General features: G+C 34.4%; 14 protein-coding genes and 1 tRNA gene. 14 read left to right on the top strand and 1 reads right to left on the bottom strand.

Going from position 1 to position 15,942, the window contains the following annotated elements; translation table 11 throughout:
- The first annotated feature begins 1 nt into the window (after position 1).
- The gene (gene fabG, locus AAGD29_RS03910) at positions 2-727 is read left to right on the top strand and encodes a 3-oxoacyl-ACP reductase FabG (RefSeq protein WP_341758594.1); all 726 of its coding nucleotides are present in this window, start codon (positions 2-4) and stop codon (positions 725-727) included.
- A 277-nt stretch (positions 728-1,004) separates the two neighbouring features.
- Here the strand turns inward: fabG and AAGD29_RS03905 are convergent, their stop codons facing one another.
- Positions 1,005-1,823 (bottom strand): YihY/virulence factor BrkB family protein, encoded by an 819-nt coding sequence (locus AAGD29_RS03905; protein ID WP_341758593.1) that lies wholly within the window; start codon positions 1,821-1,823, stop codon positions 1,005-1,007.
- Positions 1,824-2,275: 452 nt separating this feature from the next.
- Between AAGD29_RS03905 and AAGD29_RS03900 the strand changes: the two genes are divergently transcribed.
- The 13 genes from AAGD29_RS03900 to rpoB all read left to right on the top strand — a co-directional run bounded on the left by AAGD29_RS03900 (position 2,276) and on the right by rpoB (position 15,871).
- Positions 2,276-2,650: a helix-turn-helix domain-containing protein gene (locus AAGD29_RS03900; RefSeq protein ID WP_341758592.1), complete on the top strand. Its 375-nt coding sequence runs from the start codon at positions 2,276-2,278 to the stop codon at positions 2,648-2,650.
- Between the two features lie 139 nt (positions 2,651-2,789).
- Entirely contained in the window at positions 2,790-3,479 is a 690-nt protein-coding gene (locus AAGD29_RS03895) for an RNA methyltransferase (RefSeq protein WP_341758591.1), read from the top strand.
- Between the two features lie 167 nt (positions 3,480-3,646).
- The gene (rpsL, locus tag AAGD29_RS03890) at positions 3,647-4,030 is read left to right on the top strand and encodes a 30S ribosomal protein S12 (RefSeq protein ID WP_341747241.1); all 384 of its coding nucleotides are present in this window, start codon (positions 3,647-3,649) and stop codon (positions 4,028-4,030) included.
- A gap of 19 nt (positions 4,031-4,049) precedes the next feature.
- A complete protein-coding gene (rpsG, locus tag AAGD29_RS03885; RefSeq protein WP_341747240.1) occupies positions 4,050-4,538 on the top strand; it encodes a 30S ribosomal protein S7 in 489 nt (162 codons plus the stop codon).
- A 9-nt stretch (positions 4,539-4,547) separates the two neighbouring features.
- A complete protein-coding gene (gene fusA / locus AAGD29_RS03880) occupies positions 4,548-6,623 on the top strand; it encodes an elongation factor G (RefSeq protein WP_410521176.1) in 2,076 nt (691 codons plus the stop codon).
- 148 nt (positions 6,624-6,771) lie between these two features.
- Positions 6,772-6,847, top strand: a tRNA-Trp gene (locus AAGD29_RS03875).
- Positions 6,848-6,868: 21 nt separating this feature from the next.
- Entirely contained in the window at positions 6,869-7,069 is a 201-nt protein-coding gene (secE, locus tag AAGD29_RS03870; protein ID WP_341748453.1) for a preprotein translocase subunit SecE, read from the top strand.
- A 19-nt stretch (positions 7,070-7,088) separates the two neighbouring features.
- On the top strand, positions 7,089-7,622 hold the full coding sequence (gene nusG / locus AAGD29_RS03865; protein WP_341758747.1) for a transcription termination/antitermination protein NusG: 534 nt from the start codon (positions 7,089-7,091) through the stop codon (positions 7,620-7,622).
- Between the two features lie 335 nt (positions 7,623-7,957).
- Positions 7,958-8,392: a 50S ribosomal protein L11 gene (rplK, locus tag AAGD29_RS03860; protein ID WP_341758590.1), complete on the top strand. Its 435-nt coding sequence runs from the start codon at positions 7,958-7,960 to the stop codon at positions 8,390-8,392.
- A 3-nt stretch (positions 8,393-8,395) separates the two neighbouring features.
- A complete protein-coding gene (gene rplA, locus AAGD29_RS03855; RefSeq protein WP_341758589.1) occupies positions 8,396-9,103 on the top strand; it encodes a 50S ribosomal protein L1 in 708 nt (235 codons plus the stop codon).
- Between the two features lie 21 nt (positions 9,104-9,124).
- Positions 9,125-9,634, top strand: coding sequence for a 50S ribosomal protein L10 (gene rplJ, locus AAGD29_RS03850; RefSeq protein WP_341758588.1), 510 nt, complete (start codon positions 9,125-9,127; stop codon positions 9,632-9,634).
- Positions 9,635-9,666: 32 nt separating this feature from the next.
- Entirely contained in the window at positions 9,667-10,035 is a 369-nt protein-coding gene (gene rplL / locus AAGD29_RS03845) for a 50S ribosomal protein L7/L12 (RefSeq protein WP_341758587.1), read from the top strand.
- A 1,729-nt stretch (positions 10,036-11,764) separates the two neighbouring features.
- On the top strand, positions 11,765-15,871 hold the full coding sequence (rpoB, locus tag AAGD29_RS03840; RefSeq protein WP_341758586.1) for a DNA-directed RNA polymerase subunit beta: 4,107 nt from the start codon (positions 11,765-11,767) through the stop codon (positions 15,869-15,871).
- Positions 15,872-15,942 lie beyond the last annotated feature (71 nt).

Raw genomic sequence — 15,942 nt, 5'->3', positions numbered from 1 at the left:
AATGATAGATTTAACTGCTAAAAAATCTCTAATTACTGGAGCATCTGGGACAATTGGTGGTAGCATTGCTAAGCTATTCCACTCTCTTGGTAGTCATGTGATAATTAGTGGTAGTAACCAAGAAAAACTACAAGCACTTGCAAATAACTTAAAAGATAATTATACGATAGTACCATGTAATCTAGCAAATATTGATGAATGTACTAACTTGGTGGCTAGTCTTGAACAAATCGACATTTTAGTTTGTAATGCCGGAATCACTCAAGATATGCTGGCAATGAAAATGTCCAATGAAATATTTGATCAAGTTATAGATATAAACTTAAAAGCTAGCTTTATTCTAAATCGTGAAGCGATAAAGAAAATGATGAAAGTTCGTTATGGTAGAATAATTAACATAGCGTCTGTGGTTGCAGTTTCCGGCAATCCAGGACAGGCAAATTATTGTGCTTCCAAAGCTGGCTTGATCGGTATGACAAAGTCTCTAGCAATTGAGGTAGCAAGTAGGGGTATCACAATTAATGCAGTTGCTCCTGGTTTTATTAAATCAAACATGACTGATAAATTAAACGAAGCTCAAAAAGAGGCTATAATGCAAAAAATTCCTCTTAGAACTTTCGGAGAAGCCGAAGATGTTGCAAACGTAGTAGCTTTTCTAGCAAGCGACAAAGCTTCCTACATCACCGGTCAAACTATCCATGTTAATGGTGGAATGTTGATGGTATAATTGAATTAGGTGAAGAAAATGAAAAACATAGCTTTTCTTGAAAGCAGAAGATCATAGTACCCTACATTTTTCTATAATCGTCATCGCGAGGCATCTTTAGATGCCGTGGCGATCTAGGTAAACAGCGAAGCTGTTTTTTCTAGTACGCTTCGCGTATCCTGGATTGCCGCGTCGCCTCTTTCAGCGACACCTCGCTAATAGACGATCAGCAGCCATTTTAATAGTGGTTATATAAAAAATGTAGGGTACTATGGCAGAAGAATATATTATTCTGCTTTCAAGGATATTCTCTTAGTAGGTAATTAAATTCTGCACCATATATAAAAATCATGTTAATAATATAAAAAAATATTAAAGTCACTATTATACTACCAAGTGAACCATATATTATACTTAATTGGTTATAATATATTATGTAGGTAGATAATAAATATCCACTTATCACCCATAAAATTACCGTTAATAAAGCTCCAGGAACTACGTCTGTAAAATTTAATGTTGCATTAGGGATTATATAATATAGTGATGAGGAGGTAATAAATAATGAGCAGAAAATTATAACATATCGAAAAAGGGTTAAAGTGTGCTTATGTTCTTCTATCATTTGTAAAATTATTGGTAGTTTTGTTAATATTATTGGTACTATAATGAGAATAAGCATGGCAAAGGTAATGAATATACTGATTACTAAAAACTGTGCTATGCTAAGTAATCTTCGCCTTATGTAGGTAGGAGGAGATTTTATCTCATATACTCTATTTAAAATTGTTCTTAAACATTCAACAAAAGATGAAGCAGTCCAAATACTTCCCATTATCGCTAAGGTCATTAGGCTCTGAGGAGGAGTTTTCCCAAGTTCATTTATCCTAGTTTTTATTGAGTCAGTAGCCAGTTCTGGCATACTTTCAAGAAGAATAGTGATAAAATTCTTTCCAAGTTCTGATGCTCCAACAAAACTTGTTAGTGCTAACAAAAAAACTAAAAAAGGAAAGATCGTTAGGAGTACCATAAATGACATATACCCTGAATATTCAACACCATCATGTTCAATTGTTCTAAAGGCTGCCTGATATAGGCATTTTATAATTCTTTTCATCAAGTAACTTTCTTTTGTTTTATATAATCATTCAAGTATATATATAAAATTCAACATTATCACTTTTTATATTAAGTATATTTTTTAACATTCTGCAATAATTCTTTAAATATCCTAGTTAATTCTATGATTTTAATTTTTTTAGTCTTATTCTATCTAGAATAGTAAAAAAAGGTTAAAAAAATACGATAAAAATGAAATTATAATTTACAAGGTTGCTAAGTATCTATAAGATCAGTATAATTATATAATAGTTAAAAAATATTAAGCACTACTTGTACATAAACAAAAAATATAATCAATATTTACTGATAGTAGACAGTTTGCATGTGGGTGTTCCTATGTGAATTGTTGGCTTTCTAGGTTATATAATATATGACAATAATCTTTTTATTTGTTAATAATCTATTATATTCTTAAAATTTAATAGTTCATGCATAAAGGAGTTAATTATGGCACGAAGAAATGACTACATACAAAAAGTTGATCAATTTATAGGTGGAAAAATCTATTCTCTAAGGCTTGCCAAGGGGTTGTCACGTCAACAACTTGCAGAGGTAATAGAGGTAACACATCAGCAGTTACAAAAATATGAGAAGGGTATTAATAGAATATCAATAGGTAGGTTGGTTCTTATTGCTAAAGCATTAGATAAAAATATCGATTATTTCTATCAAGGTTTAGAAGATGCTGACAATGTCGAGCCTGTGCTTACTCAACATCAGCGTATGTGTATAGAAGTGTCAAGGAATTTTATGAAAATTCGTAACTCAGAACATCAGCAAGCAGTTAATGCATTGATACGTTCTTTGATTAAAGAAGATTAGGTAAAATAAAAAAATCATTGGCTCGTTATGAAACTAAGAGTTGACAGAGATAAAAGAGTATAGTAATTAGATACGAGTAGTTAGTAGGAATTAAGTAGCTATTTAGAAGAAAATAATTACATATTAATCAAAGATATTTATGCCAATTATTATTTTAGTAGCACCTCAAATGGGTGAGAATATTGGTGCTACTGCTAGAGCAATGAAAAATTTTGATGTTTCAGAGTTGAGAATCGTTTCACCTAGAGATGGTTGGCCGAATGAACAGGCACGTAGTATGGCGGTATCAGCGGTAAATATCATAGATAATGCTAAGATTTATGATAGTTTGGAAGCAAGTATCGAGGATATTGATTATTTATATGCAACAAGTTCAGCAACACGTAATATCAATAAAAACTATGTTCTATCAGAGAATTTAAGTCAGGATTATCCTACAGGTCTTAAAGTCGCCATCATGTTTGGTCGTGAAAATTGTGGTCTGCAAAATAGAGAAATTACTTATGCCCATAAAATTATTAACATTAATACAGGGGGTTTTAGTTCTCTTAATATTGCACAGTCAGTAATTATTATATGTTATGAGCTATTTCGTAATAAACAGCTGAGAATGAATGTTAGTAATGAACAGGAAGTAGCATCAAAAGGAGAATTAGGATATTTCTTTGAACATTTGTTTACTGAATTAAACAAAAAGAATTTCTTTAAAGTGCCTGAGAAAAAATTACACATGACTCAAAATATTATGAATATTTTTACTCGTATAGATAAATTATCTAGTACAGAATTACAAGCTTTAAGGGGAATAATTACAACCCTAAGTTCATAAAAATAGCTAATCTAGTCAATGTTGTTAAAAACTCGTTGCTTTTATAAAAAAAATAGCTATAGTTCCACTTGTTGCCGCTTAATAATGAAAGTGGTACAGTATATAGTTTTCCCTATAGCTTTAAGGGTTGATAGATAAATATCAAAAGGAAAAATTTGGAGTATTGAATGCCAACAAACAATCAGTTAGTACGTTTTGGAAGACAGTCGAAGATTCGTAGGACAAAATCCCCAGCTTTGGAATCTAATCCATTTTTGAAAGGTGTTTGTGTAATAGTGAAAACTGTTACTCCTAAGAAACCTAATTCTGCTCTTCGTAAAATGGCACGTGTTCGCTTAAGTAATGGGCAGTACGTGAATGCTTATATACCTGGTGAAGGGCATAATTTACAAGAACACTCTACGGTGTTGGTAAGAGGCGGAAGAGTTCCTGATCTCCCAGGTGTTAAGTACCATATAGTACGCGGTGCTTATGATACTCAGGGTGTAAAAAATCGTAAGCAAGGACGCTCACGTTATGGTACATCAGCGAAGCAAGCTGTAAAAAAATAATTTGAAATAGAGAGATAAGATGTCACGTCGTCATGCCGCAGAGAAAAGGGTTATCTTGCCTGATATGAAATATAATAGCCCTCTGCTTGCTAGGTTTATTAATAATATCATGAAGGAAGGGAAAAAAGCTCTAGCCGAAAAGATAGTATATTCTGCTTTTAGTAAAATAGAAAAAAAACATAGGGTAGATCCTTATGAAACTTTCAATAATGCTATGAATAATGTAAAGCCATATCTTGAGGTTACCTCAGTGCGTGTGGGAGGTGCAAACTATCAGGTCCCTTCCCCTGTTGATGAAAGAAGAGGGTATGCACTTGCGTCACGTTGGATTATCAATGCAGCAAATAAACGTTCTGAAAAAATGATGATTGATAAGTTGGCAGAGGAATTATTTGAAGCATCAAATAATAGAGGGGTTGCTATTAAAAAAAGAGAGGACACTCATAAAATGGCTGAAGCTAACAAAGCTTTCGCTCATTTTAGTCCCAAAAAATCGCAACCAAGGTAATTAAATCATATGGCGATTACAGAATTTTCTCTTGCTAATACTCGTAATATAGGTATTTGTGCTCATATTGACGCTGGTAAAACTACCACAACCGAGCGTATTCTCTTTTATACAGGAAAATCACATAAAATTGGTGAAGTTCATGAAGGTGGTGCCACTATGGATTGGATGGCACAAGAACAAGAACGTGGTATCACTATTACTTCTGCTGCTACTACCTGTTACTGGAAAAATATAAGGATTAACATTATTGATACTCCAGGTCACGTAGATTTTACGATAGAAGTAGAAAGATCTTTACGTGTGTTAGATGGAGCGGTGGCGGTATTTGATGGTGTGGCCGGTGTTGAACCTCAGTCAGAAATAGTTTGGAGACAAGCTGATAAATATAGAGTACCTAGAATGTGCTTTGTCAATAAAATGGATAGAATGGGGGCTAATTTCTACAAATGTGTAGAAATGATTAAAGATCGTCTTGGTGCAAAACCTCTAGTAATTCAGTTGCCAGTTGGTATTGAAGAAAATTTTAAAGGAGTTATTGATTTAGTCAAGATGCAGGCCATAATTTGGAAGGATGAATCTCTTGGAGCTGAATATTCGTACCAAGAAATCCCTGCTGATATGTTAGAAAAGGCTGAAGAATACCGTGCTTTACTAATTGAAATGGTTGCTGAGACTGATGATCATTTGATGGAGAAATATTTATCAGGTGAAGAATTTACTGAAGAAGAAATTCAAGTAGTAATAAGGAAAGGAACGATCTCACGAGTCTTTTTTCCTGTGTTATGTGGTAGTGCCTTTAAAAATAAAGGTGTACAACCTTTGCTAGATGCGGTTGTTGACTACTTACCTTCACCAATCGATATTGGAATAGTCAAGGGAATAGATATTAATTCTGGAGAAGAAAAAGATTTTAAAATATCAGCATCTGAACCTTTCTCTGCTTTAGCTTTTAAGGTAATGACCGATCCATTTGTGGGATCGCTTACATTTATCAGGATTTACTCTGGTAAGATTAGTTCAGGTGCTACTGTCATTAATACGGTAAAAGACCAAAAAGAACGAGTAGGTAGGATGCTTCTGATGCATGCTAATGAAAGAGAAGATATTAAAGAAGCTTTTGCAGGAGATATTGTTGCTCTAGCTGGTCTTAAAAATACTACTACTGGTGATACTTTGTGTGATCCGGATAAGCAGGTTATTTTGGAGAGAATGGAATTTCCTGAACCGGTTATTGAATTAGCTGTAGAGCCAAAATCAACTGCCGATCAAGAAAAAATGGGAATGGCATTGTCTAGGTTAGCTGCTGAGGATCCATCTTTTAGAGTATCAACTGATCAGGAAAGCGGTCAAACTGTTATTAAAGGTATGGGTGAACTGCACCTAGAGATTATGGTTGATCGTATGAAACGTGAGTTTAAAGTTGAGGCTAACATTGGGGCACCACAAGTAGCTTATCGAGAGACAATTACCAAGCATTGTGAAATTGATTATACTCATAAAAAGCAATCTGGTGGAGCTGGACAATTTGCACGGGTTAAAATAATATTTGAACCTCAAGAAGCTGGAACAGGATTTGCTTTTGAAAGCAAAATTGTTGGAGGATCTATACCCAAAGAATTTATTCCTGGTGTTGAAAAGGGTCTAAATAATATTAAAGATACAGGTGTAGTTGCCGGCTATCCAATGATTGATTTTAAAGCAACTTTGATAGATGGAGCATTCCACGATGTAGATTCAAGTGTACTTGCATTTGAGATTGCTGCAAAAGCTGCTTTTAGAGAAGGTATGCCAAAAGGTAATCCAAAATTACTTGAGCCAATTATGAAAGTTGAAGTAATTACTCCTAATGAGTATATGGGAGATATTATTGGTGATCTAAATAGTCGTAGAGGGCAAATGCAAAGTATGGATCCAAGAGGTAATGCACAAGTTATAACTGCAAATGTGCCTCTAGCTGAAATGTTTGGGTATGTTAGTACTTTGAGATCTTTATCGCAAGGTAGATCTCAATATAGTATGGTTTTTTCTCATTATGAGCAAGTGCCGTTGCAGGTGGCTGAAACTATTAAAGCTAAAAAATAAGTTTTTTTATTCTAAATAGTATTAGTGTAGTTATGCAGAAATGATATACTAAAAGTGATGCACTAATGATTAATACTAGAATATTGTGTATAGTAGAGTGCTAATACTTTATTAAAAAAATAGTTTGATTTTTTAGTAAAAATATGATAGGAGTGTAGCTCAATTGGTAGAGCGTCGGTCTCCAAAACCGAAGGTTGCGGGTTCGATTCCTGTCGCTCCTGCCAACTATAATGAGTTCGTATAATATGTTAAAGGAAAATAGAGTCTACAAATTTTACGAGCAAGTAAAGCAAGAAGTTTATAAAATTGTTTGGCTTGGTAAGAAAGAGTTGATAACTTCAACTCTTATAGTAGTGGTGGCTGTATTTATTTTTAGTATAATTTGTTTGGTGTTAGACTACGGTATACATAGCATAATGCAGGTTTTACTTAATATTGGGAAGTAAAGAATAGGTTTAGGGAAAAATTGTGGTGCAGTGGTACGTTATTCATACATTATCAGGCTCAGAAAAGCGTGTAAAGCAAATGATTCTCGATCAAATTGCTAAGCAGGGTATGTCGGAGTTTTTTGAGGATATCGTTGTTCCGGTTATTGAAGTACCTGAGGTTAAACGTGGTAAAAACGTTAAGACAGAGAAGAAATTTATGCCTGGTTATATTCTGATTAAAATGAATATGACAGATGATTCTTGGCATTTGGTAAAAAGTGTAACTAAGGTTACAGGTTTTTTAGGTAGTAAAAGTACTCCACAAGCCCTTAGCGAAAAAGAAATACAAAATATTTTTAGTAAACTGGAAGCTGAAACCAAAGATGCTAGGATTTCGAAATTATATGAAATTGGCGAGGCAGTAATTGTTACTGATGGTCCGTTTGAGACTTTTACAGGGGTTATAGAAGAAATTGATTATGACAAAAATAGATTGCGTGTGTCTATATCTATTTTTGGTAAAGCAACTCCTATAGAACTAAATTTTACGCAGGTTAAGAAAAATAATTAGGGCTTGTTTAGGGCAGGGTCAGGGTAATTTAAAAGTCGGGTTGTAAGCCTAGTAGATAAAAGAAAAAGTGCTTAATATGTACTCGATGTCATTCCCGCTTCGGTGCGGGATCTAAAAAAGTTTACATATTCTTCTTGGTTACTTTTTTAGATCCCTGCTTTCGCAGGGATGACATCGATGCAGGAGCGATGCAGGAAAGGGATGACATCGATGCAGGAATGATTGCAGGGACTGCGTCCATACCAATCAATGGACTCCATATATGACATTGAGAGTGTATTGACAAAGCTCACGTGAATAAGGCTATTAATTAAATAAGTAAGGATAAGATTATAATGGCAAAAAAAATAACCGCTTATATTAAGTTAACTGTGCCAGCAGGTAAGGCTAATCCATCCCCACCTATTGGTCCTGCACTTGGTCAGAAGAAACTTAATATTATGGAGTTTTGTAAGGCGTTTAACGCAGCGACTAGTGCTATTGAACCAGGGACTCCTATCCCAGTTGTGATTACTGCTTATGAAGATAATAGTTTTACTTTTGTAACTAAGACTTCTCCAGCATCGTATTACTTAAAACAATTTGCTAAAATTCCTAAAGGTTCTAGTGCTACTAAAAAAGAAGCATTTGTTGGTAAGGTTACTATGTCAGATTGCATTGAAATTGCAAAAATTAAAATGGTAGATCTTAATACTGATAATTTAATAGCTGCCGCTAAAATTATTCGTGGTACTGCTGAATCTATGGGTCTTGAAGTGGTAGGAGATTAATATATGTTAGTTGATAAAAAATTAGTTGGTGGCAAAAAGATTAGAGAAGCAAGAAAAAAAGTAGCTCTAGTTGGCAACCGCACTTTAGCAGAAGGAATAGAGCTACTTAAGTCTGTGTCTTATACTAAATTTGACTCTACTTTAGAAGTGGTGATGAAATTAGGGGTAGATCCTAAGCACTCGGATCAAATGGTGCGTGGTGTTGTCGCATTACCAGCTGGTACGGGTAAAGTTAGTAGAGTTGCAGTGATTTGTAAGGATGAAAAGATAGAAGAAGCTAAAGAAGCTGGAGCAGATATTGCTGGTTCTACAGAAATTATCGATGATATTAAAGCAGGAAAAATTAATTTTGACGTTTGTATTGCAACACCAAATATGATGCCAGCAATAGGTGCAGTGGCAAGAATTTTAGGTCCAAAGGGCTTAATGCCAAATCCAAAACTTGGAACTGTAACTACCGATATCGTAACGGCAATTAAAAATGCCAAAAGTGGTCAAGTAGAGTATAGGGTTGAAAAGGCAGGTATTATTCATGCTGGAATTGGTAAATTATCATTTTCCAAACAAGATTTGCTAGATAATGCATCAACTTTGATATCTGCTGTAGTTAAAGCAAAGCCTTCTGGTGCTAAAGGAAATTATTTAAAAGCAATATATCTATCTTCTACTATGAGTCCATCAGTAAAAATAGATTTAGCAAGTATATCGTAAAATACGACAAGGAGAGTTAAGGTGTTAAGATCAGAGAAACATGAATTTGTCGTAGAACTTGAAGAGGTGTATAAACGGTCAAATTCCGTGATAATTACTCATTATCATGGGCTTACTGTTAGTCAAGTAACTCTACTGCGTAGGTCTCTTAAAGCAAAAAATGCGGGGTTCAAAGTAGTTAAGAATACTTTGTCAAAAATAGCAGCAAATAAGGCTGGTATTGGTGATATTGTACATTTGCTTGTTGGTCCGACAGCCTTTGCATATTCTGAAGACCCTGTTGAAGCTGCGAAAGTTGTCGTAGAATTTGCTAAAACTAATGAATGTTTGAAAATAGTTGGCGGTTTAGTAAATAATCAAGTATTAGATGCGAATTCTGTACAACAACTTGCAAAATTGCCTTCATTAAATGAGCTTAGAGGCAAAATTATTGGGCTGGTACAAGCTCCTGCAACTAAAATTGCTGGTGTGGTGCAAGCTCCTGCAGCCAAGTTTGCTAGAATTTTTCAAGCTTATCTAAATAAAGAATAATTTAATAAAAAAGTTTTAAAAGGAAGAAAATTATGACAGACATAGCAAAAATCGTAGATCAATTGTCAACACTTACAGTAATTCAAGCAGCAGAGCTTGCAAAAATGCTAGAAGAAAAATGGGGTGTAACAGCCGCAGCTCCTGTAGCACAGGTGGCGAGTCCTGTAGCATCAGAAGCAGTAGCTGAAAAGACAGCGTTTGAAGTTGTTTTAGTCAGTAGTGGTGATAAAAAAATAGAAGTAATTAAGGTAACTAGAGAACTTACTGGTCTTGGCTTAAAAGAGGCTAAAGAGTTAGTAGATGCTGCCCCAAAAACTATTAAATCCGGTGTAAATAAAGAAGATGCTGAAAGTTTTAAAGCAAAATTAGAAGCAGCTGGAGCAAAAATTGAATTAAAATAATTGAGTATATTATCGGGTGGAAAAAGCCTAGAGTTTACTTTGGGGGTGTATTAAGTAACTCGTTTGTGTAAGTCCATATTAATTAGTTTCTGTGAAGGTTGTTAGGATAACTTTCTAAGTTAAAAGAATAGGGGTAAAGGATTAAGCGTACATTTGTAAGTACGCGAATCCCCAGCAGTTTTCATGGGTATTAACTTAAGCACAGGGTTGTTATTGTTGAGCAGTGTTTCAATAAAAAAGATGTCATTCTCAGCAACGGCGGGAATCTAAAGAAATAGCATAGACAGTGTTAGATATTTTAGATCCCAGCCTACGCTGGGATGACATAAACTGCCATGAATTGTAGCCTTCAGAAAAAAAATTTGATTATCGAGTATACCGCAAGATTTAGAATCTACATAGATTGGTAAAAACATTTTGGGACTAAATCTAGGTTTGTATTGTTGATAATGGAAATGAACTTAATTGTGTGATATTCTATTTGGTTTACGAGTTATGTTGCTAAATACGTTATCATACCTGTGTAAACTATTACATTTTGTACAAAAATTTATAAAACTTTTAAGACAAAGTTCTTTTGGTTTAATAGGTCTTTGTACTTGTTTATCCAAAATTCTGAATCAGATGAAGATAAGAAACAGATTTGTGCATTTTAGTATATTTTTCTACTTTAAAGAATTGGTGTGGCAAAACTTCGGGTATTTGTGTATTCACGTACTAGATGTACGTATAGTCCGCTCACCCCTTGTTTGTTGTTCCCATTCTTCAAATCATTTGAGTACACCTCTATTATATTTGAATAATTTAAAGAATTGGCTTCGTAAAATTACAGAGTATTTGCATGTTTTTTTTCCTAATGTACATACGCTACGCTCTCCTCTTGTTTTATGCTCTAATTCTTTAAATCATTCAAGTATATTTTTAAATCGAGTTTTTTTAGAGTTTTATCTTTATTTGGAGTTTATATAGAATGCTAAAAAAGAAATCTAAGGTATACTCGAATGCTTTGAAGAATTGCTTTCGCAAATATTTGCGGGGATTTCGCGTACGAACAACGGTTTACTACGCTGCGTTTGCTCGCTCTTTGTTTGTTGTTCCCATTCTTCAGATCATTCGAGTATAACAATTAGTTTATGTTAAGGTAAAGAAATTGGTAATTAGAGTTTAATTTTGAATTAAATAACCTGAATTCGATGTAACAAGTTAATAGCAGATTTAATGTTATCTTTGTTAGGGTTGATGTCATCCGAGCTACGGCATCCTACTATTAATTCGGGATAAGAATTTGTCAATTCTTATCCCAAATTCGGTGAAGTTATAGAAACAATCAGATTTGAGACGGCTCTGCATCTGATTGTTAAATTAATATTTTGCTAAAAACATGATTTTAATCTTTTAAAATCATGTTTTTAGCTTTAGAAAGGTTTAAAATGCATTCGCAAAACCGCTTTAAGAATGCATTTTTCCTTATATTAAAGCCAATTCAGGATAAGAATTAACTAATTCTTATCCTGAATTGGGGTGGATAAGTAAACTCTATATCATCCCAGCTTCGGTGTGGGAAAAAAAGTAGCCTTCTAGGCTTTTTCTAGACCTCGCTACTTTCGTAGGGGTGATATTGAAGGGAATGACATTGAGACTATTGTAATATGTGAGACTCCAAGTTTGAACTAGCTTTTTACTTGGTTTCAAAATAAAAAATTATTAAAAGCATTAATCGGGAGATTATATGACAACGCAGTCCTTATCAATTGGCAAACGCGTAAGAAAAAATTTTGGTCACATAAATTTGGTAGCGTCTATACCAAATTTGATAGAGGTTCAGAAGAATTCTTATGAAAAAGGTTTTTTACAATTCGGAGTTAAAGATTCCGAGCGAGAAAACAGAGGATTACAATCAGTATTAAGTTCAATTTTTCCGATTCACGACCCCTCTAATATTGCATATTTAGAATTTGCTAAATATGAATTTGATAACCCTAAATATGATGTCGAAGAATGTACTCAAAGAGGTCTTAGTTATGCTGCTCCTCTTAAAGTCACATTGCGATTAAGTATTTGGGATATTGATGAAGACACTGGAGCAAAAGAAATCAAAGGTATTAAAGAACAAGAAGTTTATATGGGGGATATTCCCCTAATGACAAAGAATGGTACTTTTATTATTAATGGTACAGAAAGGGTGGTGGTATCACAGATGCATAGGTCACCTGGCGTATTTTTCTATCATGATGATGGAAAAATTCATTCTTCAGGGAAGTTTCTATATTCTGCTAGAGTTATACCTTATAGAGGATCATGGCTAGATTTTGAATTTGATGCTAAAGATATTGTTTACTTTAGAATAGATAGGAAAAGAAAGCTTTATGCTACTACTCTTCTTAGAGCCATTGGAATGTCTACCAATGAAATTATAAAATTCTATTATGATACGGTAACATGTTTTACCAAAAATGCAAGCTGGGCAACAAAGTTTATACCTGAGTCTATAACTGCTCATAGGCTAGTTAATGACTTAGTGGATGCGGATACCGGCAATGTGATACTTGCATCTGGTCAGAAGATTACTCCTCGTTTGGCTAAAAAATTTGCTAAAGATGGAGTGAAAAATATTTTGGTAGAACGTGAATATTTAGTAGGCAAATATTTATCACAAGATCTCGTTAATCCGAATAATGCTGAGGTACTAGCCGAAATTGGTGAAATGATTACAGTGGATATGCTGGATTCTATTATGACTCTTGGAATTTCGTCTGTCGATGTACTTGCTATAAATCCACAATCAGGTCCTTACATAAGGAACACCTTATTTGCTGATAAAAATCAAAATTATGAATCAGCATTGATAGACATATTTAGGGTATTAAGACCAGGAGAACCAGCTAATATTGAAGCTGCTAAAACATTATTTAACAACTTGTTCTTTGACCATGAAAGATATGATCTTTCAGAAGTTGGTCGTATTAAAATGAATGCAAGATTGGAACTTAATGTACCAGAATCTACAGCTATTTTAACTATTGAAGATATAAAAAATATTCTTAAAGTTTTAGTAGAGCTAAAAGATGGTAAAGGTTCGATAGATGATATTGATCACCTTGGTAACAGAAGAGTTAGGTCAGTTGGTGAACTAATTGAGAATCAGTTCCGAATTGGTCTTGTTCGTATGGAGAAATCAGTACTTGAAAGAATGTCGGTGGTTGATCTTGATGCCGTTATGCCTCATGATTTAGTAAATTCAAAAGTTTTAGTTTCTGTAGTAAAAGAATTTTTTAGTACTTCACAACTTTCTCAATTTATGGATCAAACTAATCCATTATCAGAAATAACTCATAAAAGAAGATTATCAGCTTTAGGACCTGGTGGAATTAACAGGGAGAGAGCAGGGTTTGAAGTGAGGGACGTCCACCCTACTCATTACGGGAGGATTTGTCCAATTGAAACACCAGAAGGACAGAACATAGGTTTGATTAATTCCATGGCTACTTATGCTAGAGTTAATAAGCATGGCTTCATTGAAACACCTTATCGAAAAGTCGTGGATTGTCATGTAACTGACGAAGTTGTTTACTTGTCAGCTATTGAAGAAGGAAAATATAAAATTGCTCAAGCTAATGCAGTTGTCGATCAAAAAGGTTTGTTACAAGAAGAATTAATTAATTGTCGAACTGAAGGTGGTAATTTTGTTATGGTTACCCCTCTAGAAGTAGATTACATTGACGTTACCCCGATGCAGGTTGTTTCCGTTGCTGCATCACTTATTCCATTTTTAGAAAATGATGATGCTAATAGAGCCTTGATGGGGTCAAACATGCAACGTCAGGCTGTACCGCTTATTAGAAGTGATGCCCCTTTAGTTGGTACTGGTATTGAAGGAATTGTTGCACAAGATTCTGGGGTTTCAGTTGTAGCCTTGCATGATGGGATAGTAGAGCAAGTTGATTCAACTAGAATAGTGGTGAGGACTAAGGAGCAGAAAACAGATGGATCACCTAGTGTGGACATTTATAATTTATTAAAGTTTCAAAGATCTAACCATAATACTTGTATTAATCAAAAGCCGTTGATTAACGTTGGTGATTATGTAAAAAAAGGTGAAGTAATTGCTGATGGACCAAGTACAGATAATGGTGAAATAGCTCTTGGTAGAAATGTACTGGTAGCTTTTTTACCATGGAATGGTTATAATTTTGAAGATTCGATTTTAATATCAGAACGTATTGTAAAAGATGATATTTATACCTCAATTCATATTGAAGAATTTGAAATAATTGCTAGAGATACAAGACTTGGTCCCGAAGAAATTACTCGCGATATTCCAAATGTTAGTGATGAAAGTTTACGCCATATTGACGAAGTCGGTATAGTATATGTTGGTGCAGAAATAAAACCAGGCGATATCTTGGTGGGTAAGGTTACCCCTAAAAGTGAGTCACCTATGACTCCAGAAGAGAAATTACTCAGAGCTATTTTTGGAGAAAAAGCTTCAGATGTTCGGGATTCATCTTTACGTGTTCCTACTGGGATCACTGGTACAGTGGTAGAAGTACGAGTGTTTTCTCGTAGGGGAATAGAAAAAGATGAGCGTGCTATAGCTATTGAAAAGCAACAAATTGAAAAATTATCAAAAGATAGGGATGATGAACTTCGAATCATAGAGCATTTTGTTTTTATGCGTTTAGAGAAGATTTTAACAGGACAAATAATTGTTAGCGGTCCTAAATCCGTAAAATCCGGTCAATTAATTAGTGATCAAACCCTTAAGTCATTATCAAAAGGACAATTTTGGCAACTGATTGTTGAAGATGCTAATGTAATGAATGAAATTGAGCAAATTAAACGTCATTATGATGAAAAGCAAGACAAGCTTAATAAGCGTTTTACTAGCAAAGTAGAGAAATTACAAAGTGGTGATGACTTACCACAAGGGGCTCTTAAAGTTGTAAAAGTATTCATTGCTACTAAACATAAGTTGCAACCTGGAGATAAAATGGCCGGAAGACACGGGAATAAGGGTGTTATCTCTCGTATTATGCCAGAAGAAGATATGCCATTTTTAGAAGATGGTACAGTAGTTGATATAGTTCTTAACCCACTTGGCTTACCTTCACGTATGAATGTCGGGCAGATTTTAGAGACTCATCTTGGTTGGGCGGCAGTAAATCTTGGTAAAAAAATATCTTCTATGTTGGATCAAGTTCATAACAACAAAATTGATGTAGAAGAGCTTAAATCTTTTGTTTCCGAGGTATATGGACATAACTCAACGACAAAAAATATAAAGAAAATGTCCAATCAAGAGATTATTGCGTTTTGTAATAATATCGATAAGGGGGTATATTTTTCAACTCCAGTTTTTGATGGTGCAAAGGTTGAGAATGTAAAAGAAATGCTAGTCCTTGCAGATCAAGACCCATCAGGTCAAATTAGGTTGATTGATGGTAGAACAGGAGAGTATTTTGATCGTGCTGTTACAGTTGGCTATAAATATTTCCTAAAATTACATCATTTGGCCGATGATAAAATCCATGCTCGTTCTATCGGTCCTTATAGTTTGGTAACTCAGCAACCATTAGGTGGTAAGTCGCATTTTGGAGGTCAAAGATTTGGTGAGATGGAGTGTTGGGCACTGCAAGCTTATGGTGCTGCTTATACGTTACAAGAAATGTTAACTGTAAAATCAGACGATGTGGTTGGTAGAATTAAAATTTATGAATCTATTGTCCGAGGTGATAACAATTTTGAATCGGGTATTCCTGAGTCGTTTAACGTGATGATCAAAGAATTCAGGTCCTTGTGCTTAAATGTAAAGCTTGAGGATACTACCACAGATTAAAGCTATTTTTTGCAATTACAGAAGGTCCAAGAGGCTTTTTACTAAACTAGATCTGATAAAATTTTTTAAGG

The sequence above is a fragment of the Candidatus Tisiphia endosymbiont of Ditula angustiorana genome (assembly GCF_964026425.1).
In the GTDB taxonomy this organism is placed as follows: Bacteria; Pseudomonadota; Alphaproteobacteria; order Rickettsiales; family Rickettsiaceae; genus Tisiphia.
Note: the sequence above shows the minus strand (reverse complement) of the source record. Positions and strands in the feature narration are given on the sequence as shown.